We start from the raw sequence: 21,285 nt of genomic DNA on the forward strand, positions 1-21,285 counted from the left end.
GGGGGCCACGTCCCGAGGGTGCCGCAGCCCACTGTCCGGCATGTCCCCGACATCCCGGCGAACGGGGTGCGAGACAGTGTCGGTGTGCACCACGTCGAACCGCTGACCTTCACCAACGCGCTGCTCAGTTGGAAGTTCGCCCTCTGGTGGGACCTGCTGATCGCGGTGATCGGCGCCTGTTACGCCGTCGGGGTCGTGCGGCGGAACCGCCGGAACCCGGACGACCCCTGGCCCGCCCACCGCAGCTGGCTGTTCGCCTCCGGGCTGCTGAGCTGGGTCGTGGCCATGAACAGCTTCGTCGGGGTCTACAGCCACGCGCTGTTCACCATGCACATGGTCCAGCACCTGATGCTGATCATGGTGGTTCCCGCCCTGCTGGTCTACGGCAAACCGCTCCAGCTGTACGGCGAGCTGGACCCCTCCGGCCGACGCGAGCGCCTGCTGCGGGGCCGCACCGTCGCGCTGCTCACCCACCCCGCCTGGACGATGGTGCTGTACTCCGTGGTGCTCGTGGCCACCCACCTCACCCCGTTCATGCAGGTCATGCTGCTGAACCCGTGGCTGCACCACGCCGAGAGCGCCCTCTACCTGGTCACCGGCTACCTGACGTTCCTGCCACTACTGGGCACCGAACCGACCCGGTGGCAGCACTTCCCGTACCCGCTGCGCGTGTTCAGCGCGATGATGGGGATGGGCCCCGACACCGGCATCGGCGTGATCCTGATGATGGCCGACGACCCGCTGTTCCCCGCCTACTTCGACATGCGGGACTGGTGGTTGGACGACGGCACCCTGACCGTGCTGGCCGACCAGCGGCTCGGCGGGGGAATCATGTGGTTCTTCGGGGACGCCATCATGGCGCTGTTCGCCCTGATCCTCGTCAAGCAGTGGATTCGGTCCAAGGGCCCGGAGGCCGGGTTCGGCAACTGGCTGGAATCGGCCCGGCGCAGCGCGCTGGCCGGCACCTACGAGGACACCGACGAGCCGGAGGTCCGGAACCTGCGGGCCAGTGAGAACGTAGACGAGGACGAGCGGGCCAGACAAGCCTACAACGCCATGCTCGCCCGGCTCGCCCAGCAGGAACGCCACGGCGAGGACCGCTGAGAGCGGTTCCGCTCCAACCGCGCCCGGGCGGGACCCGCCCGGCTTCCCTCCCCTTCCCACCGAGTACGAGGTCTTCGATGTCGGCTCCCGCTCCGAACAGCGACCCGAGCGGCCCCCTCCCCCGGGACCGCCGAGGCACCGCCCTGTGGACGGCCCTGGGCGTGCTCGCCGCCGTGGTGCTCACCGTCTGGACCGTGCTCGCGGCGGGCGAGCACGCCTACCTCGTGCTCGGCTACCCCGCCCCGGGGCTGGTGACCACGCTCGGCGTCAGTCTGCTGCGGCTGGTCCTCGACCTCTCCGCCGCCGTGTGCGTGGGCTCGCTGGTGTTCTGCGCCTTCTTCACCACCCCCCGCCGGGACCGCATGGTCTCCCCCGACGGCTACGCGGCCGTGCGCGCCGCGGAAACCTCCGCCTGGGTGTGGGCGGGGGCCGGGCTGCTGCTGACCGTCTTCGACGCCGCCGACTCCTCCGGCCAGCCGGTCTCCGAGATCCTCGCCCCGACCTCGCTGCTCGAACTGCTGGGCGCCCTGGACGCCCCCGACGGCTGGCTGCTGTCGGCCGCCGTGGCGGTGGTGCTGGCCCTGTCCTGCCACTTCGTGCTGCGCTGGCGCACCACGATCGCCCTGTCCCTGGTGGGTGCGCTGGGGGTGCTGCCGCCGGTGCTGGTCGGCCACGGGGCCTCCAACGCCGGGCACGACTTCGCCTCGGACAGCCTGGGATTCCACGTGGTGGCGGCCACGCTGTGGCTGGGAACCCTGTTCGCCGTGCTGGCCCACGCGCTGCGCGGTGGGGCGCACCAGCAGCGGGTGGCCCTGCGCTACCAACGGCTGGCCGCCGGGTGCTGGGTGGTGCTGGCCGCCTCGGGCGTGGTCTCCTCCCTGGTGCTGGTTCCCCCCGACCGGCTGCTGGAGACCCGCTACGGAGCACTGGTGCTGGCCAAAGTGGGGATGCTGGTGCTGATCGCGGCGGTGTCCGTGCCGCTGCGCCGCCGGGCCTTCCGCGCGGGAACCGGAACACGCCGCGCCGTGCTCCGCCTGGCGGGACTGGAAGGGGCGCTGCTGCTGGGCACCCTGGGGATTTCCATGGGAATGGCCCACGTGCCGCCGCCGAACCTCCTGGCCCGGGACACCTCGGCCTCCGAGCTGCTGATCGGCTACGACCTGCCCGCCTTCCCCGACCCGACGCAGCTGCTCACCGCGTGGCGGTTCGACCTGCTGCTGGGCACGGCGGCGGTGCTGCTGGCCGTGGGCTACGCACTCGGAGTGCGCCGCCTGCGGGCCGCCGGTACGAGCTGGCCGGTGGGACGCACCGCGAGCTGGATGGCGGGCTGCGCCACGGTGCTGGTCGCCAGTTCCTCGGGGCTGGGCAGTTACGCACCGGCCACCTTCGGGGTGCACATGACGGCGCACCTGCTGCTGAACATGGTGGGTCCGGCGCTGCTCGTGCTCGGGCACCCCGTGCTGCTGGCGCTGAACGCCCTGCCCGGCGCCGAACGCGGGGGGCTCTTCGGACCCCGGGAATGGGTGCTGGCGGTGGTGCACTCCCCGGTGGCGCGGGCGGTGACTCACCCGGTGGTGGCCTCGGTGCTGCTGGCCGGCTCGCTGTACGGGCTCTACCTGACCGGGCTGTTCCAGTGGGTGATGCAGGAGCACTGGGCGCACACGATCATGAACGTGTACTTCCTGGTGACCGGCTACCTCTGGTTCTGGTCGGTGTTGGGCACCGACCGCACGCCGCGCAGGGTGCCGCAGCTGGCCAGGCTCGGGGTGACGCTGGGCATGATGCCGCTGCTGGCCTTCTTCGGCGTGCTCGTGCTGAGCATGGACGAGCCGATCGCGGACAACTACTACCGCACGCTGGACCTGGCGTGGAGCGTCGATCCGATGGCCGCCCAGCGGGCCGGGGCGTTGATCGGCTGGCTCGGGGGTGAGCTGCCGATGCTGCTGGTGCTGGTCGTGCTGCTGAGCCAGTGGCAGCGGGAGCAGGGAGACGACGACGCCGAGCACGAGGGCCTGTTCGAACGGCTGGAGTCCACCCGGAGCTGACCGGGAGACCGGTGTGGCACGGATCTCCGCCGACCCCGGCGGCCGGTGATCCGCTCTCGTCGCAGCACGGAGTACCGTGGGTTTGGTAAGGCATACCTTACCCATATGGTCCCGATCGGGAGGACGGATGCTGACAGCACAGGCGGAGGTGGCCACCGAACGGCCGCAGCGGTACCTGGCGCAGCTGTGCAAGCACTTCGCGCACAAGGTCACCAGCGAGTACGACGAGGAACGCGGGCGCGTCGAGTTCGACGTGGGAACGTGCGAGCTGCGCGCCGAGGGGAACACGCTGCTGCTGCGGGCACGGGCCGAGCAGCGGGAGGGGGTCGACCGGGTCACGCGGGTGATCGCCACGCACCTGGAGCGCTTCGGAGCCCGGGACGAGATCGAGGTCCGCTGGGGCGAGGTCACCGAAGGGTGATCGAGCGGCCGGGCTAGCGGGTGACGATCCCGCGAAAGCGACCCCCGCCACCCACGCAACGGACGCACCCCGGCGCGTGGACGGACACGACCGGCCGAACCGGTGACGATCCCGCGAAAGCGGCCCCGCCACCGGCACCGCCACCCACACAACGGACCCACCCCGGCGCGTGAGTCGGATGCCTCGCCAGGCAGCGGGGCACGTGGCGTAGGTCGCTACTCGATGTGCCCCGCAACGCAGCGAGGCGCCGACTCACGTGCCGGCTACGTGACCACGCACGCAGCCGGCACGGAGCCGGTCTACTCCTCCGAGAGAGCGGCTGCCGGCTGCGCCTTGGCAGCCCTGCGCGCCGGCAACACCGAGGCCAGCACACCGGCCGGTATCGCGCACAGCACCACCAGCAGCAGCCGCACCCAGGGCACGGCCAGGGAGACGGGCAGTCCTATCTGTCCGAGCATCGCCGCCACGCCACCGAAGGCGAACAGCACGCCGAGCACGGCACCCAGCACCGTTCCGACCACGGCCAGCAGCACCGCCTCCAGCGCCAGGGTTCCCCGCAGCTGCCCCCGGGTCAGCCCCAGCGCGCGCAGCAGCGCGGACTCCCTGCCGCGTTCCAGCACCGACAGGCCGAGGGTGTTGGCGATGCCGACCACCGCGATGATCACCGCGACCGCCAGCAGGCCGGAGACGATCAGCAGCAGCGTGTCGAGCACCTGGGTGTACTGTGCCCGCATCTGCACGGCTCCGCCGACGTCGATGGGGGTGGCGGCGCTCTCCCGCTCCAGCGAGTTCAGCTCGCTGGTGTAGCCGGGTATGTACCCGTCGGTGTCGGCACGGGCCCACAGGGCGGCGGTGTGGGTCTCGGCTCCCGTGGCGGCCAGGTCGGAGCGGGTGAGCAGTATCCCGGAGTCGACCAGGTTGCTGACCACCACGCGGAACGTGCCGGACCCGTCCCCGAGGGGCAGTCGGACCCGGTCACCCTCCGACCAGCCGAGCGGGGTGAGCAGGGTCCTGTCGACCAGCACCGTCCCCGAACGCAGCTGCTGGGCACCGTGCCGTGCCACCTCGGCGAGCTCGGCGGGGTCGATGCCCAGTGCCAGGAAGGTGGCGGGGGCCATCTCCTCGGCGTCGACCCCCTCGGGAAGGTTCCCCTTCGACCGTTCCACCTCGAAGGTGGTTCCCGCCAGCTCGGCGGTGGTCGCGGTGCCCTCCAGCGACTCCAGGCGCTGCCGCACGTCCGCGGGCACGGTTCCGCCGTACTCCTGGGTGGAGACCTTCACGTCCACCGGATAGCTCTGGTCGATCTCCTGGTTGGCGCTGAACCGGGTGCTGGCGGTGCCGGTGATCAGCCCCGCGATCAGCCCGACACCGATCATCAGGGCGGTGCTGGTGGAGGACGCCCGGTAGGGGTTGCGCACGGCGTTGCCCCCGGCGAGCGTGCCCGGAGGACCGAACAGCCGCAGCACGCGCCCGAAGGCCCTGGCCACGGCGGGAACGAGGGTGGGAGTGAACAGCAGCACACCCACCACGGCCAGGATTCCGCCCACCACGGCCATGACGAGGTTGGCTCCGGTCGCGGCGAACAGCAGCAACGCCCCGCCCAGCACGGTGAGCCCGGTGGCGAAGACCAGCCGGACCCGACCGACCCGACGGGAGACCTGTTCGTCCGGCACGGGGCGCAGCGCCGCCAGCGGGGAGACCCGCATCGCGCGGGCGGCGGGGGCCAACGAGGCCAGGAAGGTCACCAGCAGCCCGGCGGCCACGGGCACGGTCAGCGCCAGTGGGGTGATGCCGAGCGAGCCGAAGTCCACCGGGGAGTCGGTGAGCCCCAGCGGCCAGCTCACCACCGCCGAAGCCAGCACGCCGAAGGCGGTGCCGATCACCGAGGTGACCAGCCCGACCAGCAGGGCCTCGAACAGGGCCGAGCGCCGGATCTGTCCTCGGGTGGCGCCGACGCACCGCAGCAGGGCGTACTGCCTGCTGCGCTGGGCGTGCAGCACCGAGAAGGTGTTGACGATGACGAACCCGGCCACGAACAGCGCGATCGCACCGAAGGGCAGCAGCACGGCGTTCAGCGCGGCCGCCGTTCTTCCGCTGAACAGCTCCACCTCGTGGTCGGCCTGCTGCCGGCCGGTGCGGACGTGGGTGTATCTGTCGTTGAACATGCCGCTGAGCTCGTTCACCACGGCCGAAGCGTCGGCGCCGTCGGTCAGCAGCACGTCGACCTCGTAGTAGTCGGTGACACCGAGCGAACGCAGCAGGTCGTTCGGCGCGAAGACCGTGGCCCGGCTGCCTCCGGTGAGCATGGTGCTTCCGATGTCCACCAGACCGGAGATCCGGACCGTGCGCTCCGGGGGCGACTCGGGCATGTCCTCCCGGGTGGAGGGAAACCTTCCGAGCTGGCGCAGGGTGATCTCGTCGCCCGGCGTCAGGTTCGCCGAGTCGGCGGCCCGCTTGCTGACCACCACCTCGTCGCCGGACTCGGGGTACCTGCCCTCCGCGAGGTCGTACCAGCGCAGGGATGGTTGTTCGGGGAGACGGGCCAGTTCCACGGAGTTCCGCTCCCCGCCCCAGGAGGCGTTGGCGTAGCCCTCCACGCGCGGCACGGCCGCGGCCACGCCCTCGGTCTCGCGGATCCGGCGGAGCCGAGCCTCGGGGCTGCCCTCTTCGTGGTCGGATTCGAAGGCGGCCGTGCCGGTGACGACGACGTCGGCGGCCAGGTTGGGGGCGGCCACCATGTGCCGGACCGAGGACCGCATGGTGCCGGTGAACACCAGGGTGGCGGCGACGAATCCCACGCCCAGCACGATGGCGAGCCCGGCCGCCGAGAGCCGTCCGAGGTTGTGTCGGAGCTGGAGCAGGGTGTTGCGCAGCACGAGCTCTCACCCACCCAACCGGCGCAGCGAGTCGAGCACCGCTTCCGGGGTGGGCTGGTCGATGCGGCCCGCGATGGTGCCGTCGGCCAGCAGCACCACGCTGTCGGCGTAGGAGGCCGCGACCGGGTCGTGGGTGACCATCACCACGGTCTGGCCGAACTGGCGCACCGAACCCCGCAGGAACTCCAGCAGGTTCGCGCCGGACTTGGAGTCCAGCGCACCCGTGGGCTCGTCGGCGAAGACGACCTCGGGGCGCGTGACCAGCGCGCGGGCCACCGCGACCCGCTGTTGTTGACCACCGGAGAGTTCACTGGGCCGGTGACGCAGGCGCTGGTCGATGCCCAGGGCCTCGGTGAGGGTGTCCAGCCACTGCCGGTCGGGTTTGCGGCCGGACAGCTCCAACGGCAGCAGGATGTTCTGCTCGGCCGTCAGGGTGGGCAGCAGGTTGAACGACTGGAACAGGAAACCGATCCTGTCGCGGCGGGTCAGGGTGAGCTGCTTGTCCGAGAGCTCGGTCAGGTCGGTCTCGCCCAGCAGCACCCGGCCCGAGGTGGGGGTGTCCAACCCGGCCAGACAGTGCATCAGGGTGGACTTGCCGGAGCCGGACGGGCCCATGATCGCGCTGAACCGCCCGCCGGCGAAGCCGATGTCGACGCGGTCCAGGGCGCGGACCCCGGCCTCGCCGCTGCCGTAGACCTTCACCAGCTCGGAGGCGCTGGTCGCGTACCCGGGTGCGGGTTCGGCGGCGGTCGAGGTGGCGGTGTCCTCCCGGGGGGCCGGATCCGGCCGCGACCCGTTCGGGATGTTCACGTGAAATCCCCCATGATTCGTCGGTTGTGAGACTGTCCCTGAGGCTACGTTCCGAACACGCGCAGCATCGTGCGGTGTTCGGAGAACCCGGAGAGCACGGACGCACCCGACAGGGTCCGCGCACTCCCCGGTGAGCAATGTCACGAGAGCGCGTCTCCGGCGCCGCGCCCCTCCCGGGACGGGGAATCCCGGGGAACCGCGACCGGAGCGCACGACTCTCCGATGTGCACCGTCCTCACTCAACACCGTTTCCGGCGCGGCCACCTCGGGGACGTCCCCCGGTTTTCCCCGAGATCTCCCCCGAGAGGCCGGTCTCGGTGCGAACTCCGACTCAGGAGGGGGAGAAACGCCGCAGCCGCAGGCTGTTGGAGACCACGAAGCCCGAGGACAACGCCATGGCTCCCCCGGCGATCAGCGGGTTGAGCAGTCCCAGCACCGCCAGCGGGATGGCCGCCAGGTTGTAGCCGAAGGCCCAGACCAGGTTCCCCTTGATGGTGCCCAGGGTGCGCCGGGCGAGGCGGATCGCGTCGGGGACCGCCGTGAGGTCGTCGCGCACCAGGATCAGGTCCGCCGCCGAGATCGCCACGTCCGTGCCCGCCCCCACGGCCAGCCCCAGGTCGGCCGTGGCCAGCGCGGGAGCGTCGTTGACCCCGTCGCCGACCATCGCCACGCTGCGCCCGGAGGCGCGCAGCCGTTCGATCTCGGCGACCTTCTCACCGGGCAGCACTCCGGCCACGACCTCCTCGATGCCGACCTCGGAGGCGACGGCCCGGGCCGTGGGTTCGTTGTCGCCGGTCAGCAGCACGGTCCGCATGCCGAGTTCGGAGAGCCGTCGCACGGCGGCCTCGGCGGAGGGCTTGAGGGTGTCGGACAGCGCGAGCACCGCCACGACCGCGCCGTCGCAGCCGACCAGCACGGTCGTCCGGCCCTGCCGTTCCCACTCCGCACGCCGCCGGTCCAGCTCATCCGGCACCGACATCCCCCGGTCGGTGAACAGCTTGGCCCGGCCGACCAGGACCTCGTGGCCTTCCACCCGTCCCGTGGCTCCGAGGCCGGGTTCGTTGGTGAAGTCCTCCACCTCGGGCAGCGGGGTCTGCTCGTCGGGGAACTCGGCCCGCGCGGCGGCCACCACCGCCGCGGCCACGGCGTGCTCGGAGGCCAGTTCCACCGCCCCGGCCAGCCGCAGCACCCGGGAACGCGGGAACTCGGGCACGTGGGAGAGCTCCGCCACCGACATCCCGCCGGTGGTGACGGTGCCGGTCTTGTCCAGCACCACCGTGTCGACCTGCCTGGTGGACTCCAGGGTCTGGTAGCCCTTCAGGAAGATCCCGAGCCGGGCCCCGCGCCCCGAGGCCGCCATCAGCGCCGTCGGCGTGGCCAGCCCCAGGGCACAGGGGCAGGCGATGACCAGCACCGACAGCGCCACGGTGAACGCCCGCTCCGGGGAGGCCCCCAGCAGCAGCCACGTCAGCAGGGTCAGTGCGGCCAGCACGAGCACGGCGGGCACGAAGTAGGCCGAGATCCGGTCGGCGAGTCGCTGCACGGCGGCCTTCCCGTTCTGGGCCTGCTCCACCAGCCGCACCATGCCCGCCAGCTGCGTGTCCGCGCCGACCTTGGTGGCCTCGCTCAGCAGCCAGCCGTGGGAGACCACGGTTCCCCCGGTGACCTCCTCGCCCTCGGCGACCTCGACGGGAACGGACTCGCCGGTCATGGAGCTGCGGTCCACGGCGGCCCGGCCGCGCACCACCCGCCCGTCGGTGGCCACGGTCTCGCCGGGGCGGGTGACGAAGTGCTGGCCCACGGCCAGCTGCTCGACCGGGATCTCCCGCCGGGTGCCGTCCGGGTCCTCGACCGTGGCGGTCCTGGCGCTCAGCTCGGCCAGCGCCCGCAGCGCGTCCCCGGCGCGACGCTGGGCCCTGGCCTCGAAGTACCTGCCCGCCAGCACGAAGGTGGTGACCCCGGCGGCCACTTCGAGATAGGCAGCCCCGTCGGTGTTCAGCAGCAGCCACAGCCCCGAGGCGTCGTCGGGGGCCGCGCTCGGGGTGAACATGGCGTACAGCGACCACACGCAGGCGGCGAGGATGCCCACCGAGACCAGCGTGTCCATGGAGGAGGAGCCGTGGCGGGCGTTGACCAGGGCCGCCCGGTGGAACGGCCAGGCCGCCCAACCGGCCACCGGCAGCGCCAGCACGACCACCAGCCACTGCCATCCGGGGAAGCGGGCCTCGGGCAGCACGGTGAACAGGATCGCCAGGTCGGCCAGCGGGATGAACAGCACCACCGCGACCACGAGCCTGCGCCACAGGTCGCGCACCCGCTGCCCCGAGTCCTGTTGCCGCTGCTCGGCGGGGCGCAGCACCTCGGCCTGGTAGCCGGCCTTGGCGACCGTGTCGGTGAGCACCTCCTCGTCGGTGTCGCCGGAGACGGTCACGCTGGCCCGCGCGGTGGCGTAGTTGACGCTGGCCCGCACGCCCTCCAGCTTGTTCAGCTTGCGTTCCACCCTGGTGGCGCAGGCGGCACAGGTCATCCCGCCCACGCTCAGCTCCAGCTGCCGCCCGGTACCGCGTTCGGCCTCCACGGGATCCGCGGACATCGTCATGTGGACACCTTTCGTGTGATTCGCCGTGACGGTTCGGCCGTCGTCACGCCGCCCGACCTCCAGCCTGGGGTATGGGACCGGTCACGCACTCGCGCGGTGGGCGACCGGGGTGTCGCCGCCGTCCCCGGTGTCCCGCCGGGTGAACTCGGCCACGGTCGGCGTGCTCGTGTCCGCTTCCCCGGCGGGCGCGGCAGCCAGCGGACGTCCGGGGAATCCCTCGGGCTCGCGCAGCACGGCCAGCGCGGCGACCAGCACCAGCCCGAGCAGCACGGGGGTGTGGGACAGCACCCTGCCCACCCCCACCCGTTCGGAGAACAGGTCCAGCAGGCACAGCCCTCCGAGCACGCCGGTGAAACTGCCCAGCATCGGCAGCAGGGCCACCGCGTGGCGGGCCCGCAGCGCCACCCAGAGCAGCGCCACGGCCAGGGCCGTGTTCCAGGACCCGGTCTCGTGGTCGACGTGCGGGACGGTCTCGGCCGTCCCGCCGGGCAGCACGCGCACCCCCAGTCCGGTGAGTTGCAGCACACCCAGGCCGAGCTGGACCAGCGCCACCGCGACGAGCAGGCAGCGCAGCACGACCCGCAGCGGCTCTCCCCGCGCCCCCCGCAGCCTGTCCAGCGTACGGGGCCGCAGCGCGGGCAGTACCGCCTCGGTCACGTCCGGTCCGCTCTCGGCGGGCATGACCCGCACCGCCCTGGTGAGGGCCGTGGCCTCGCGGTACCAGTCGCGGCAGGAGGCGCACCCCCGCAGGTGCCGGTGGGCGCTGCCGCTCTCCTGCTCGGTCGCGGCGTCGTCCAGTTCGGCGGAGAGGATCTCGACACTCGTCACGCAGTCCACACGGTGCTGGTCGTCGACAACGCCCGCATGGTTCCCGCCACTGTCGGGGAAACCACGGAAACGGTCGTCGCGGGCGAGCGCGTAGAGTCCGCACCCGGCGAGCGCGACCCCGACGGGCGCTCGTCGAGGAACCGGATCGGCTCGACGGTGGAACCCCTCTCCGCCGGCGGACTCATGGGAACGGGTGTGGACGACCAGGAGCTCACACGCTGCGTGTTCGCGGCCAAGCAGGGCGACGCGGACGCCGCCGCCGCGTTCGTCCGCGGGACACAGCGGCAGGTCTGGCAGTTGCTGCGCCACCTCACCGACGGGAACTCCGCCGAAGACCTCACCCAGGAGTGCTATCTGCGGGCGTTCGGTTCCCTCGGGTCCTACCGCGGCAGGGCACCGGCGCGCACCTGGCTGCTCTCGATAGCGCGCCGGGTGGCCGCCGACCACCTGCGCCACCGCGCGCGCAGGCCCCGGCGGGCCGAACAGGCCGACTGGCAGCGGGCCGCCGAGGCGAGCCAACCGCGCACCCCCGGCCTGCTGGACGGCTACGCCCTGCGCAGCGCCCTGGACGCGCTGGACCAGCGCCGCCGCGAGGCCTTCGTGCTGACCCAGGTGCTCGGTCTCGGCTACGCGGAGACGGCCCGGGTGCTGGGCTGTCGCACGGGAACGGTGCGTTCCCGGGTGGCCCGCGCCCGCAGCGAGCTGATGGAGCAGCTGCGCGAGCGGGACCCCGGCCGGCTCGCCGAACCGGGCGACTGAACCGTTCAGGAAAGGTGTGAAAACGTTCCTGAGCCGTCGTATTGCTACGCGGCGTTGGCCCCGGCCCGTTGGGTCGGGGTCTTCCCGTGGCGATACCCGCTGCCAGCATGGCTGGTCTTACGTGGGTTTCCAGCGGGCTCGTTTTTCGTCGCCCCGCAACTCGGGGAGGACGCCAGGCCCGCGAGGGTGCGGGCCGCGTTCAGGTCGCGATCAGTGCGGTAGCCGCAGTGATCGCAGGTGAATGTCCGCTCGGACAGGCGCAGTTTGGCTTTCACCGCACCACAGTCGTTGCAGGTCTTCGAGCTGGGATACCAACGGTCGGCCACCACCAGCTGTCGGCCTGACCAGCTGGTTTTGTAGTCGAGCTGGCGACGCAGCTCGCCCATGCCGACACCGGAGATGGCGCGAGCCAACCGGCGGTTGCGCACCATCCCGGCCACGTGGAGGTCTTCCACCACGACGGTGTCGAACTCGGCTACGAGTCGGGTGGAGAGCTTGTGCAGCCCGTCGCGGCGCGCGTTCGCCACGGCGGTGTGCAGCTTGGCGATGCGTGCTTGGGTTTTGCGCCACCGGTTCGACGGTGTGCGCTTGTCCGGGCCCTGCTGGCGGGCGGCCCGACGCTGCAACCGGCGCAACTCCCGCTGTGCGGCGTCGAGGTGTTTCGGGTTGGCGATGTTTTCGCCGGTGGACAGCACCGCCAGGTGCTTCACCCCGAGGTCAACGCCGACCGTCCCGCCCTTGACCGCAGGCTCAGGTTCGGTCTTGGTGATCTCGACGGAGAACGACACGTGCCACCGGCCGCGTTGAAACGACACGGTAGCCGATCGGATGCGGGCGGTGCCGCGTTCGACGTGTCGGGCGAGTTTGCGGGTGGATTCGTGCGTGCGCACGAGCCCAATGCGGGGCAGCTGCACATGCCGCCGATCCGACTCGGACAGCCCGAACGAGCCGGTGGAGAACCGGCACGACAAGCGGTGGCGCTTGGACTTGAACCGGGGAAACCCGATCCGCTTCCCGGCGCGTTTACCGGTGCGGGACTTGTGCCAATTACCCAAAGCATCAGCCAGATTGGCCAGACCCGAGGCGTAGGCTTCCTTCGAGTTCTCGCCCCACCACGGGGCCACCTCGTCCTTCGCGGCGTTCCAGGCTTTGCGCAGGGAGTAGGCCGACCAGTTCAGGCTCGGCGTCAACGCGGATTCGGGCACGCCGTAGGAGCGTTCGGCTTCCCGCTGGTTCAGCACGGCCCTGACCTGGGCCAGGCCCCAGTTGTGGGCGAATCGTGCTGCGCCGCAGTGCGACGACAACATGGCCTGCTGCTGCCCGGTCGGGTCGAGCGCGAATTGGTACGCCTGCAACACCGTGGTCATCGCGGCGGCACCTCCGCCGCCTTCAGTGCTGCTTTCGCCCGCTTGGCCGCCGACCGGCGCCCGTACAAGCGGGCGCACATCGACGTGAGTACTTCGGTCACCTCGCGCACCAGGTCGTCTTCCACTTCGGCGTCGTCGAGCACGACAATCCGGCGGGACTGGGCGGACAGGGCGGCTTCGAGGTGTTCGACACCGAATCGGGCCAGCCGGTCGCGGTGTTCCACCACGATGGTGGTTACCTCGGGGGTAGCGAGCAACTTCCGCAGTTTCTGCCGGTTGCCGTTCAACCCGGACCCGATCTCGGTGACTGTGGAATCTAGTGCGAGACCACGGCGAGCGCACTCTTGGGCTACTCGTCCAGCTTGCCGGTCCAGGTCGTCACGCTGATCCGCGCTGGAAACCCGGCAGTACGCCACCGTCCGCCCGGTCTCAACCGTGGGCGGTTCGACCAGGATCGTGCCGGTGGACAGCTGACGAGCGGGCGCGGGCAGAGTTCCCGCGTGGAACCAGTTCAACGCGGTCCGGTAGGAAACCCCCTGTTCCCGCGCCCACTCCTTCAGCTTCATGAGAACAGTTTAGCACAGAGTGACACGTAATTACTCAAACGCCCGAACAGTTTTCGACCCCGTTGCCGTCGTCCCGCTCTCCTGCCGGGGGGCGCGGCCGAACTCGTGGGCGAGGTCGTGCAGGGTCTGCCCGATCCGGTCGAGCAGGTTGATCGTCCGGTGCAGCGAGGTGGGACCGGTGGGCAGCGCCTCGGCGATGTCGTGCAGGGATTCGAGACGAGGGCGCAGTGCCCGCGAGGTCTCCTCGAAGGGGCGGTCCCCCTCGTCGGTCAGCGCCTCGGCGCAGGCGGCCAGGGCCCACAGGGCTTCGGCGAGCCTGTGGCGGGTGTCCTCGTCGGTCATCTCCACGGTGTGTTCGAGCAGCACCGCCAGGTTGCGGACGTAGTAGGCGCAGCCGGCCCCCACGATCAGCTCGCGTTGCAGCCTGCTGCCCCGGGAACGGAACAACGCCCCCGTCAGCGGGCGTGCGCTGGTGCGCAGCTGTTGCAGCTTGCCGTCCAACTCGCGGGCGTCCTCGTGGAAGGCGGTGACCGTGCCCTGGTGGGCGGTCTCGTCCCCGGCCCGGCGCAGCAGGTCCCGCAGGGTGAGCAGGAACTCCCGCGAGCGGGCGCTCACCACGGTGCGGGTGCTCGTCGGCAGCACCAGCACCGCCGCCAACACTCCCGCCGCCGCTCCCACGGCCGTCTCCACGAGGCGGGTGCCCAGCACCGACGCGGAGAACGTGCCGAGGATGCCGTAGAGGATCCCCAGCGTGGTGGTGACGAAGAAGGTCAGGGCCGAGTAGGAGTAGCCGAGGAAGTAGAAGGCGAGGAACAGGCAGCACAGCACCAGGACGAGCTCGGTGACCGGGTGGCCGGTCACCTGGGAGGCCACCAGGATCCCGGCGAGCACCCCGAAAACGGTTCCCGCCGTGCGCTGCCAGGCCCGGACGAGCAGCTCGCCGCGGCTGTTCACGCTGATGAACACGACGAAGGCGGTGATCACCGCCCAGTACCAGCGGTTCGGGGAGACGAACTGGCCCCCCACGATGGCCAGTGCGGCCGCGCAGGTCGCCTGGGCGGCGACACGGACCTCGGGACGGCGCAGCCCGGTGTCCTCATCGGCGCGTTCCTGCTGGTCCGTCTCCTGCTGCCGGGTCGGTGGGGACTCCTCGTCGTCCCCCGCCGCACCGTCCTCGCCGAGCTCGGAGGTCGCCTGGGCCAGCTCCGTCATCGCCGAACCGAGTCTGCGCACCGTCATCGCCAGCTCGACCGAACCCTGACGTTCGAAGTCCTCGGCGACCCGGCGGCTCACCGAACGGAACTCCGCCGGGTCGGTGCGCAGCACGTCCAGCAGCGGTGCCAGGGCGGGCACCGCCCCGGTGTTCTCCGGATCGTCGAAGGACCGTGTCAGGAGGGTGAGCAGGTTCTCCGCGGCCAGCTCGACCTCCAGCAGCCGCTGGCGCAGCAGCGCGCGCCTGCGTTCGTCGAGTCCGGGCAGCTGTTCGAGCACGCCCTCCAGCATGAGAGCCGTCTCGTTCAGCCGGACGGAGTGCGTCTGTAGCGCGCGGCGGTGCCTGGCCGAGTTCGGGTTCTCGGCCAGCTCGCGGACCGCGTGCAGCAGCGAGTGCACGTGGGCGCGCATGGTGCGCCTGCCGCGTTCCAGCACTCCCTGGGGATCGTCGCGCAGCAGCACGAACCGCAGCAGGCACGCCGCCAACGCCCCGCACACGGCGGACAGGGCCATGGCGGGGATCTGTTCCAGTGTGGGGCGCAGGAACATCGCGAAGAAGTAGCCGAAGAATCCGACGAACCCCAGGGCGAAGTAGCGGACTCCGAAACGGCGGATGTAGGTGGCCACGAAGATGACCACGAGGAACAGTGCCACCTTGAGCGCGGGGAGCGGCTGGCTGACCGTGGCCACGGCCAGACTGGCCGTGGCCGGTATCGGCATGAGCAGGGTCGTCACCAGCCGCTGGCGCTGGGTGGTGTCGTTGACCGCCACCGAGGACTGGATGGCCACGACCGCACCGATCAGCGCGTTCGACGGTGACTGGCCGAGCAGGGGAAGCACGGGCAGCAGCACCAGCAGCGTCAGGGCCACCGAACAGCTCACCCGTACGGCGGTGCGGAGCCGGCGGAGAGCGGGATCCGAGGCGACGAAGCGGTTCCACCACTCGCCCCACATACGCTCCTCCGCCTGGCTGTCTTCCGGGAAGCCCCTTCCGGGGAATGTCGACGGGCCGGTGGCGAGATTACGCCGCACGTCCCGTCACGGCATCGCACACACCGCCGCCTCGGAGCCCGATGAGCCGAGGATCACGGATCACCCGTTGCGGTGGCGGCGGACGCTCTCCTCCACGAGGTCCAGTACCGGATCGAGGTCGTCGGCGGGAAAGCCCATGGCCAGGTGGGAGACCAGCCCCTCCAGCACCAGTTCGAGATAGGAGGTGAGCACGTCGACGTCCACGTCGTCCCGGAGGTTGCCGGAGCGGCGCTGGCGTCGGAGACGTTCCCGGGTGGCCGCGGTCAACTGCTCCGAACGCTGGGCCCAGCGGCTGCGGAACTCGGCGTCGGTGCGGAGTCTGCGCGAGACCTCCAGTCTGGTACCGAGCCACTCCGCCCCCGGCACCGAGCCCTGGCGACCGTGCGGATCGGAGAGCAGGTCGCGCATCACCTGGACCAGCCCCTGCTGGGCGACCACGTCGGCCATCCGTTCCGCGTCGTCCTCGGCCAAGGCGAGGAAGAGGGACTCCTTGTCCTTGAAGTGGTGGAAGATGGCGCCGCGGGAGAGCCCGGTGGCTTCCTCGAGCCTGCGCACGGTGGCGCCCTCGTAGCCGTGCCGTGCGAAGCAGGCCCGGGAGCCGTCCAGGATCTGGCGGCGTCTGGCCTGCAGATGATCCGAGCTGACACGAGGCATGGGCTGATCGTCGCAGTCCGGCGGGGCAACCGCAATCCGTACGTACGTTTTGTGAGTTCTCCCGGCGGCCCTCGGGGTCGCTCTCGTATACCAGCACCCGAAGGTGCGGTGCAAGTGGTGCGTGCCGAGCCGATCACCGGTAGCGTCAACGGACACGAGCGGACACAGGCGGTGATGAACGTGGCCGTGTCGACCCTCCGTGGAACCGACACAGAACCGGACACCCACGAGGTGCCCACCTCGCGTCTGCGGAGCCGTGCCGAGGCCGAGGCCTACGTGGCCTCGGTGTGTTTCAAGCACGGCCCCCCGCGGTTGCTGGGAACCGAACTCGAATGGACCGTGCACCACGCGTGCGACCCCCGACGACCCCTCTGCCCCGACACGCTCACCAGGGCCCTGGGCCCCTACGCCCCACCGACCCTGAACCCGGACAGTCCGCACCGCGAACTGCCCGGCGGGTCGAGGATCACCGTCGAGCCGGGAGGCCAACTCGAGATATCCAGCCCGGTACACGCGTCGATGACCGAGTTGTTCCGGGCGGTGTCCACCGACACGGCCCACGCCCGGGATCTGCTCGGCCGCGCCGGGCTCGTGCTCGGAGACCACGGTCTGGACCCGTGGCGCACTCCGCGCAGACTGCTGAACTCGCCGCGCTACGCGGCGATGGAACACTCCTTCAACCGGATCGGCAGCGCCGGTAAACGCATGATGTGCAACACCGCTGGGGTGCAGGTGTGCCTGGACGCGGGGGAGCCGGGCAGGGTGGCCGCCAGGTGGCAGGCCCTGCACGCGCTGGGACCCGTGTTCACCGCCGTGTTCGCCAACTCCCGGCTGTCCCTGGGCCGCGAGACCGGCTGGGCCTCCGCACGGGCCCGGTGTCTGCTGCACACCGATCCGCCACGGACCTCGCCCGCACCGACGGGCACCGATCCTGCCCTGGACTGGGCCCGCTACGCGCTCGACGCGCCGGTGGTGTGCCGCCGCCGCGAGAACGGGGACTGGACCCCGCCGTGCGGAGCGAGCTTCGCGGAGTGGATCGCGGGGGCCTTCGGGGACGCTCCCGACCGGCAGGACCTCGACTACCACCTGAGCACGATGTTTCCCCCCGTACGTCCGCGCGGGTACCTGGAGGTCCGCTACATCGACGCCCAACCGGGGGACCGGTGGATGGTGCCGGTGGGCGCGTTGGCGGCGTTGTTCCGTTCGGAGACGGTCGTGGACAAGGTGCTCGAGGAGACCGCGGCCGTGGCCCACAGCTGGATCCCCGCCGCGCGGGACGGCCTGCGGAACCCGGAACTCGCCCGCGCCGCCGCCGCGGTGTTCGACCTGGCCTGCCGATGTCTGGAGGCCGCGCCGGACGCGCCCGAGGGACTGGCCGAGCGGGTGGACACCTTCGTGCACGGGCGACTCGAACACGGACGGCGACGGTCGGGGGACACGGAAGGAGAACACTGGTGAGCACGCTCGGACCGGAAATCGTCGACCTCTCCGCGGAGGAGCTGCGCGAGCGCGTGGCGGTCGAACTGGACAGAACCCGCCGGCGCAGCGCGGCACTGACCGACGTGGTGGACGACGAGGAACTGGTCAAACAGCACTCCCCGCTGATGTCGCCCCTGGTGTGGGACCTCGCCCACGTCGGCAGCCAGGAGGAGCAGTGGCTGGTGCGTGACGTCGGCGGCAGGCGCGCGCTGCGTCCGGACATCGACGATCTCTACGACGCTTTCCAGCACGCCCGCGCCGAACGTCCCGAGCTGCCGCTGCTGGGGCCCGAGGAGTCCCGACAGTACGTGGCCACCGTCCGGGACAAGGTCCACGATGTGCTGGATCGGGTGCCGCTGCGGGGCCGCAGACTGGTCGACAACGCCTTCGCGTTCGGCATGATCGTGCAACACGAACAGCAGCACGACGAGACCATGCTGGCCACCCACCAGCTGCGCCGCGGGGATCCCGTGCTCCACGCTCCGGACCCACCCGCGCCGCCGGAGGGCACGGAGACCTCCGGGGAGGTGCTGATCCCGGCGGGGAGCTTCACGATGGGAACCTCCGAGGAACCCTGGGCGCTGGACAACGAACGTCCCGCCCACCGGGTGCACGTGGACGACTTCCTCATCGACGCCCACCCGGTGACCAACGCGGACTTCTTCCGCTTCGTCGACAGCGGGGGGTACCAACAACCGCGTTGGTGGAGCGAGGAGGGCTGGCGGTATCTCCGGCACGCCGGTCTGGAGGCCCCGCTGTTCTGGCGACGCAGTGGCGACGTCTGGATGCGGCGCAGGTTCGGGCGGGTGGAACCGGTCCCGGCGCGGGAACCGGTGATGCACGTCAGTTTCCACGAGGCCCTGGCGTACGCGAACTGGGCCGGGAAACGACTCCCGACCGAGGCCGAATGGGAGAAGGCCGCCCGGTTCGACCCCCGCAGCGGACGTTCGAGGCGTTACCCGTGGGGGGACGCCGCACCGGAGCCCCACCACGCCAACCTGGGGCAGCGGCACCTGCGTCCCGCCCCGGTGGGGTCCTTCCCCGAGGGACGTTCCCCCGCCGGGGTGGGGCAGCTCATCGGGGACGTCTGGGAGTGGACCGCCACGGACTTCGCCCCTTACCCCGGCTTCGAGGCCTTCCCGTACCGGGAGTACTCCGAGGTCTTCTTCGGTCCCTCCTACAAGGTGCTGCGCGGCGGCTCGTTCGGAACCGACCCGGCCGCCTGCAGGGCGACGTTCCGGAACTGGGACTTTCCCGTCCGTCGCCAGATTTTCGCCGGTTTCCGCTGCGCGCGTACCCCGTCACGCGCCGAACTGGACTGATCGGATCACGAGGAATGTGTCGTCACGTCGGTTATCTGGGACCCCGGGTGGGGCTGGACGAGCTGCTGCTGCGTCCGGCCCACTCGCTGCTCGAACAGAGCTGGGCACCGAACGACATGCGTGGGGGAGGGACGGTCAACGTGGACGGCTTCGGGGTCGGCTGGTACCAACCGGCCACCCCGGTGCCGAAGCGCTACCGGGCCGCCGGGCCCATGTGGGCCGACGACAACCTCCCCGACGTGGCCGAGAGCGTGGCCGCCGGTGCCGTGGTCGGGGCGGTTCGCTCGGCGAGCCGGTCCACGCCGGTGGTGCACACCGCGTGCGCACCGTTCACCGCCGGCCCCTGGCTGTTCAGCCACAACGGCCGGGTTCCGGGGTGGCCGCACTCACTGGTCGACCTCGTGGACAAGCTGGACAGCACCGAACTGGCCGAGCTGGAGGCACCGGTGGACTCCGCGCTGGTGTGGGCGTTGCTGCGGCACCGGCTGACGGAGGGCAGCCCTCCGGCCGACGCGGTACGCGACACCCTGGTCGACGTGGTCACCGCCGTTCCCGACGCGCGGATGAACCTGCTGCTGACCGACGGGAACACACTGATCGCCACCACCTGGACCCACTCGTTGTCCGTGTGCCGCACCGCCGAGGCGGTGCTGGTGGCCTCGGAACCCTTCGAGCTTCCCCCGGCGGTGTCGGGGGAGGCGCACGCGGGCGCGGAGCAACCCCCCTGGGAGTCCGTGCCGGACGGCTGTCTGGTGGTGGCCGACCGCGTGACGACGAGCCGTACCGCACTGTTCGAAACCCCTGAACCGGAGAGCGGGTAATCCGATGAGCCGAGTGGAACTGCGGGACTACCGCGCCGAGGTGGACACCACACGGGAACTGGTGGCCGACGCACGCGCGGGGCTCACCGCTTCCCCCAAGTGGCTGCCGCCGAAGTGGTTCTACGACGCACGTGGCAGTGACCTGTTCGAACGCATCACCGAGCTGCCGGAGTACTACCAGACCAGAGCGGAGTACCGGATCCTGGAGCGGTACGCACCCGACATCGCGGAGAGGACCGGAGTGGACTCCCTGGTGGAGCTGGGTTCCGGTTCGTCGTCCAAGACGGTTCTGCTGCTGGACGCCCTGCGCAAGAACGGCACTCTGGAGCGTTTCGTTCCCTCCGACGTCTCGCACGCCGCCCTGCGCGGGGCGCTGTCACGGCTGTCGGTGGACTATCCGGAGGTCGACCTGCACGCGGTGGTGGGGGACTTCGAGACCACGCTGGAGGTGCTTCCCCGGGCGAACACCAGGATGATCGCACTACTCGGCGGGACCATCGGCAACATGGACCCGTGGCAGCGGGATCGTTTCCTGCGGCAGGTGCGCGGGGCACTCGACGGTGGGGAGTGGCTGTTGCTGGGCACCGACCTGGTCAAGGATCCGGAGCGGTTGCGCAGGGCCTACGACGACGGGGAGGGCGTCACCGCCGAGTTCAACCGGAACGTGCTGCACGTGCTCAACCGTGGGCTGGGTGCGGACTTCCCCGTGGAGGAGTTCGTGCACTGTGCCCGTTACGACGGGAGGCGGGAGCGCGTCGAGATCTCGTTGCGTTCACCCCGTGCGATGCGGGTGTGGCTGGACGAAGCGGCCCTCGCGGTCGAGCTGTCCGCCGGCGAGGAGATCGAAACGGAGATATCGGCGAAGTTCCGGTACTCGGGGGTGCGCACGGAACTCCACGAGGCGGGCTTCGAGCTGATCGACTGGTACACCGACCGGGATCGGGACTTCGCCGTGGCCCTGGCGAGAGCGAGCTGAGCGTTTCCGGGGCCGTGGCAGCGCCCGCGGGCGTCGCCGGGATGGTGTCCGTTCCCGGCCCGGAACGGGCCGGGCCGGTGGGACGCGGGGGACGGGCGGGTCCGCCGTCGGAACCACCATCGGCCCCCCGGACGACGGCGGACGAGTGCGACAGGGCTCATGTCTTGGCCCCGACCCGTTCCTTGGCGACCTCCATGCAGTCGTCACAGGTGGGCCAGAGCCAGTTGAGCTCGTTGGACTCGGCGGCCACGACACGTCTGCCGCAGAGGGTGTCGAGGGTCTCCCCCTCGCCGTGCTGTCTGCCGCCCGGCAGCGGCCCCGCGATGGCGTGACGTTGCCGCTCGGCGGGCTGCCAGTGATGCTTGAGTTCGGTCGTCATGATCACACCTCCATGCGGGAGACGTGCGACTCGTG

General features: G+C 71.0%; 17 protein-coding genes. 8 read left to right on the forward strand and 9 right to left on the reverse strand.

The window, feature by feature from the left end:
- Window positions 1-84: 84 nt before the first annotated feature.
- From CEP50_RS08880 to CEP50_RS08890, 3 genes are all read left to right on the forward strand, one after another.
- Window positions 85-1,104, forward strand: coding sequence for a cytochrome c oxidase assembly protein (locus CEP50_RS08880; RefSeq protein ID WP_258175086.1), 1,020 nt, complete (start codon window positions 85-87; stop codon window positions 1,102-1,104).
- Between the two features lie 77 nt (window positions 1,105-1,181).
- On the forward strand, window positions 1,182-3,149 hold the full coding sequence (locus CEP50_RS08885) for a cytochrome c oxidase assembly protein (protein ID WP_106113462.1): 1,968 nt from the start codon (window positions 1,182-1,184) through the stop codon (window positions 3,147-3,149).
- Window positions 3,150-3,276: 127 nt separating this feature from the next.
- The gene (locus tag CEP50_RS08890) at window positions 3,277-3,570 is read left to right on the forward strand and encodes a DUF2218 domain-containing protein (RefSeq protein ID WP_106113463.1); all 294 of its coding nucleotides are present in this window, start codon (window positions 3,277-3,279) and stop codon (window positions 3,568-3,570) included.
- 299 nt (window positions 3,571-3,869) lie between these two features.
- On the opposite strand, the gene CEP50_RS08895 is transcribed toward CEP50_RS08890, so the two are convergent.
- From CEP50_RS08895 to CEP50_RS08910, 4 genes are all read right to left on the reverse strand, one after another.
- A complete protein-coding gene (locus CEP50_RS08895) occupies window positions 3,870-6,446 on the reverse strand; it encodes an ABC transporter permease (RefSeq protein WP_106113464.1) in 2,577 nt (858 codons plus the stop codon).
- Window positions 6,447-6,452: 6 nt separating this feature from the next.
- On the reverse strand, window positions 6,453-7,256 hold the full coding sequence (locus CEP50_RS08900) for an ABC transporter ATP-binding protein (protein ID WP_181188290.1): 804 nt from the start codon (window positions 7,254-7,256) through the stop codon (window positions 6,453-6,455).
- A gap of 331 nt (window positions 7,257-7,587) precedes the next feature.
- Window positions 7,588-9,855, reverse strand: a complete 2,268-nt coding sequence (locus tag CEP50_RS08905) for a heavy metal translocating P-type ATPase (protein WP_106113465.1) — start codon at window positions 9,853-9,855, stop codon at window positions 7,588-7,590.
- Window positions 9,856-9,936: 81 nt separating this feature from the next.
- Window positions 9,937-10,683, reverse strand: a complete 747-nt coding sequence (locus CEP50_RS08910) for a hypothetical protein (RefSeq protein ID WP_146134767.1) — start codon at window positions 10,681-10,683, stop codon at window positions 9,937-9,939.
- Between the two features lie 12 nt (window positions 10,684-10,695).
- Here CEP50_RS08910 and CEP50_RS08915 point away from each other — a divergent pair, with 12 nt between their 5' ends.
- Window positions 10,696-11,442, forward strand: coding sequence for a sigma-70 family RNA polymerase sigma factor (locus CEP50_RS08915; RefSeq protein ID WP_106113467.1), 747 nt, complete (start codon window positions 10,696-10,698; stop codon window positions 11,440-11,442).
- 44 nt (window positions 11,443-11,486) lie between these two features.
- Here CEP50_RS08915 and tnpB read toward each other — a convergent pair whose 3' ends face one another.
- The 4 genes from tnpB to CEP50_RS08935 form a co-directional block, all read right to left on the reverse strand.
- On the reverse strand, window positions 11,487-12,809 hold the full coding sequence (gene tnpB, locus CEP50_RS08920; protein ID WP_219905397.1) for an IS607 family element RNA-guided endonuclease TnpB: 1,323 nt from the start codon (window positions 12,807-12,809) through the stop codon (window positions 11,487-11,489).
- Window positions 12,806-13,375 carry an IS607 family transposase gene (locus tag CEP50_RS08925; RefSeq protein WP_106113468.1) on the reverse strand — a complete coding sequence of 190 codons (570 nt, stop codon included), beginning with the start codon at window positions 13,373-13,375 and terminating at the stop codon, window positions 12,806-12,808. Before CEP50_RS08925 ends, tnpB begins: the two co-directional genes overlap by 4 nt.
- Window positions 13,376-13,405: 30 nt before the next feature.
- A complete protein-coding gene (locus CEP50_RS08930; RefSeq protein ID WP_106113469.1) occupies window positions 13,406-15,541 on the reverse strand; it encodes an FUSC family protein in 2,136 nt (711 codons plus the stop codon).
- A 138-nt stretch (window positions 15,542-15,679) separates the two neighbouring features.
- Window positions 15,680-16,273 (reverse strand): TetR/AcrR family transcriptional regulator, encoded by a 594-nt coding sequence (locus tag CEP50_RS08935; protein WP_106113470.1) that lies wholly within the window; start codon window positions 16,271-16,273, stop codon window positions 15,680-15,682.
- A 114-nt stretch (window positions 16,274-16,387) separates the two neighbouring features.
- Here CEP50_RS08935 and egtA point away from each other — a divergent pair, with 114 nt between their 5' ends.
- From egtA to egtD, 4 genes are read left to right on the forward strand one after another with little or no spacing between them, the layout of a single operon-like run.
- Entirely contained in the window at window positions 16,388-17,731 is a 1,344-nt protein-coding gene (egtA, locus tag CEP50_RS08940) for an ergothioneine biosynthesis glutamate--cysteine ligase EgtA (protein WP_106113471.1), read from the forward strand.
- Window positions 17,728-19,074: an ergothioneine biosynthesis protein EgtB gene (gene egtB, locus CEP50_RS08945; RefSeq protein WP_106113472.1), complete on the forward strand. Its 1,347-nt coding sequence runs from the start codon at window positions 17,728-17,730 to the stop codon at window positions 19,072-19,074. The genes egtA and egtB overlap by 4 nt, the downstream gene beginning before the upstream one ends.
- A 14-nt stretch (window positions 19,075-19,088) precedes the next feature.
- Window positions 19,089-19,895 carry an ergothioneine biosynthesis protein EgtC gene (gene egtC, locus CEP50_RS08950; RefSeq protein WP_106113473.1) on the forward strand — a complete coding sequence of 269 codons (807 nt, stop codon included), beginning with the start codon at window positions 19,089-19,091 and terminating at the stop codon, window positions 19,893-19,895.
- A 4-nt stretch (window positions 19,896-19,899) separates the two neighbouring features.
- Window positions 19,900-20,871, forward strand: coding sequence for an L-histidine N(alpha)-methyltransferase (egtD, locus tag CEP50_RS08955; RefSeq protein ID WP_181188291.1), 972 nt, complete (start codon window positions 19,900-19,902; stop codon window positions 20,869-20,871).
- Between the two features lie 157 nt (window positions 20,872-21,028).
- Here the strand turns inward: egtD and CEP50_RS08960 are convergent, their stop codons facing one another.
- A complete protein-coding gene (locus tag CEP50_RS08960; protein ID WP_106113474.1) occupies window positions 21,029-21,250 on the reverse strand; it encodes a zinc finger protein in 222 nt (73 codons plus the stop codon).
- Between the last annotated feature and the right edge of the window lie 35 nt (window positions 21,251-21,285).

This window comes from Actinopolyspora mortivallis (assembly GCF_003001495.1).
Taxonomy (GTDB): Bacteria; Actinomycetota; Actinomycetes; order Mycobacteriales; family Pseudonocardiaceae; genus Actinopolyspora; species Actinopolyspora mortivallis_A.

Bases quoted from the DNA above. Each gene is read 5' to 3' on its own strand.
- CEP50_RS08885 (WP_106113462.1), top strand. From the start codon at position 1,182: ATGTCGGCTCCCGCTCCGAACAGCGACCCGAGCGGCCCCCTCCCCCGG.
- CEP50_RS08890 (WP_106113463.1), top strand. From the start codon at position 3,277: ATGCTGACAGCACAGGCGGAGGTGGCCACCGAACGGCCGCAGCGGTAC.
- CEP50_RS08905 (WP_106113465.1), bottom strand. From the start codon at position 9,855: ATGACGATGTCCGCGGATCCCGTGGAGGCCGAACGCGGTACCGGGCGG.
- tnpB (WP_219905397.1), bottom strand. From the start codon at position 12,809: ATGACCACGGTGTTGCAGGCGTACCAATTCGCGCTCGACCCGACCGGG.
- CEP50_RS08925 (WP_106113468.1), bottom strand. From the start codon at position 13,375: ATGAAGCTGAAGGAGTGGGCGCGGGAACAGGGGGTTTCCTACCGGACC.
- CEP50_RS08930 (WP_106113469.1), bottom strand. From the start codon at position 15,541: ATGTGGGGCGAGTGGTGGAACCGCTTCGTCGCCTCGGATCCCGCTCTC.
- CEP50_RS08935 (WP_106113470.1), bottom strand. From the start codon at position 16,273: ATGCCTCGTGTCAGCTCGGATCATCTGCAGGCCAGACGCCGCCAGATC.
- egtC (WP_106113473.1), top strand. From the start codon at position 19,089: ATGTGTCGTCACGTCGGTTATCTGGGACCCCGGGTGGGGCTGGACGAG.
- egtD (WP_181188291.1), top strand. From the start codon at position 19,900: ATGAGCCGAGTGGAACTGCGGGACTACCGCGCCGAGGTGGACACCACA.
- CEP50_RS08960 (WP_106113474.1), bottom strand. From the start codon at position 21,250: ATGACGACCGAACTCAAGCATCACTGGCAGCCCGCCGAGCGGCAACGT.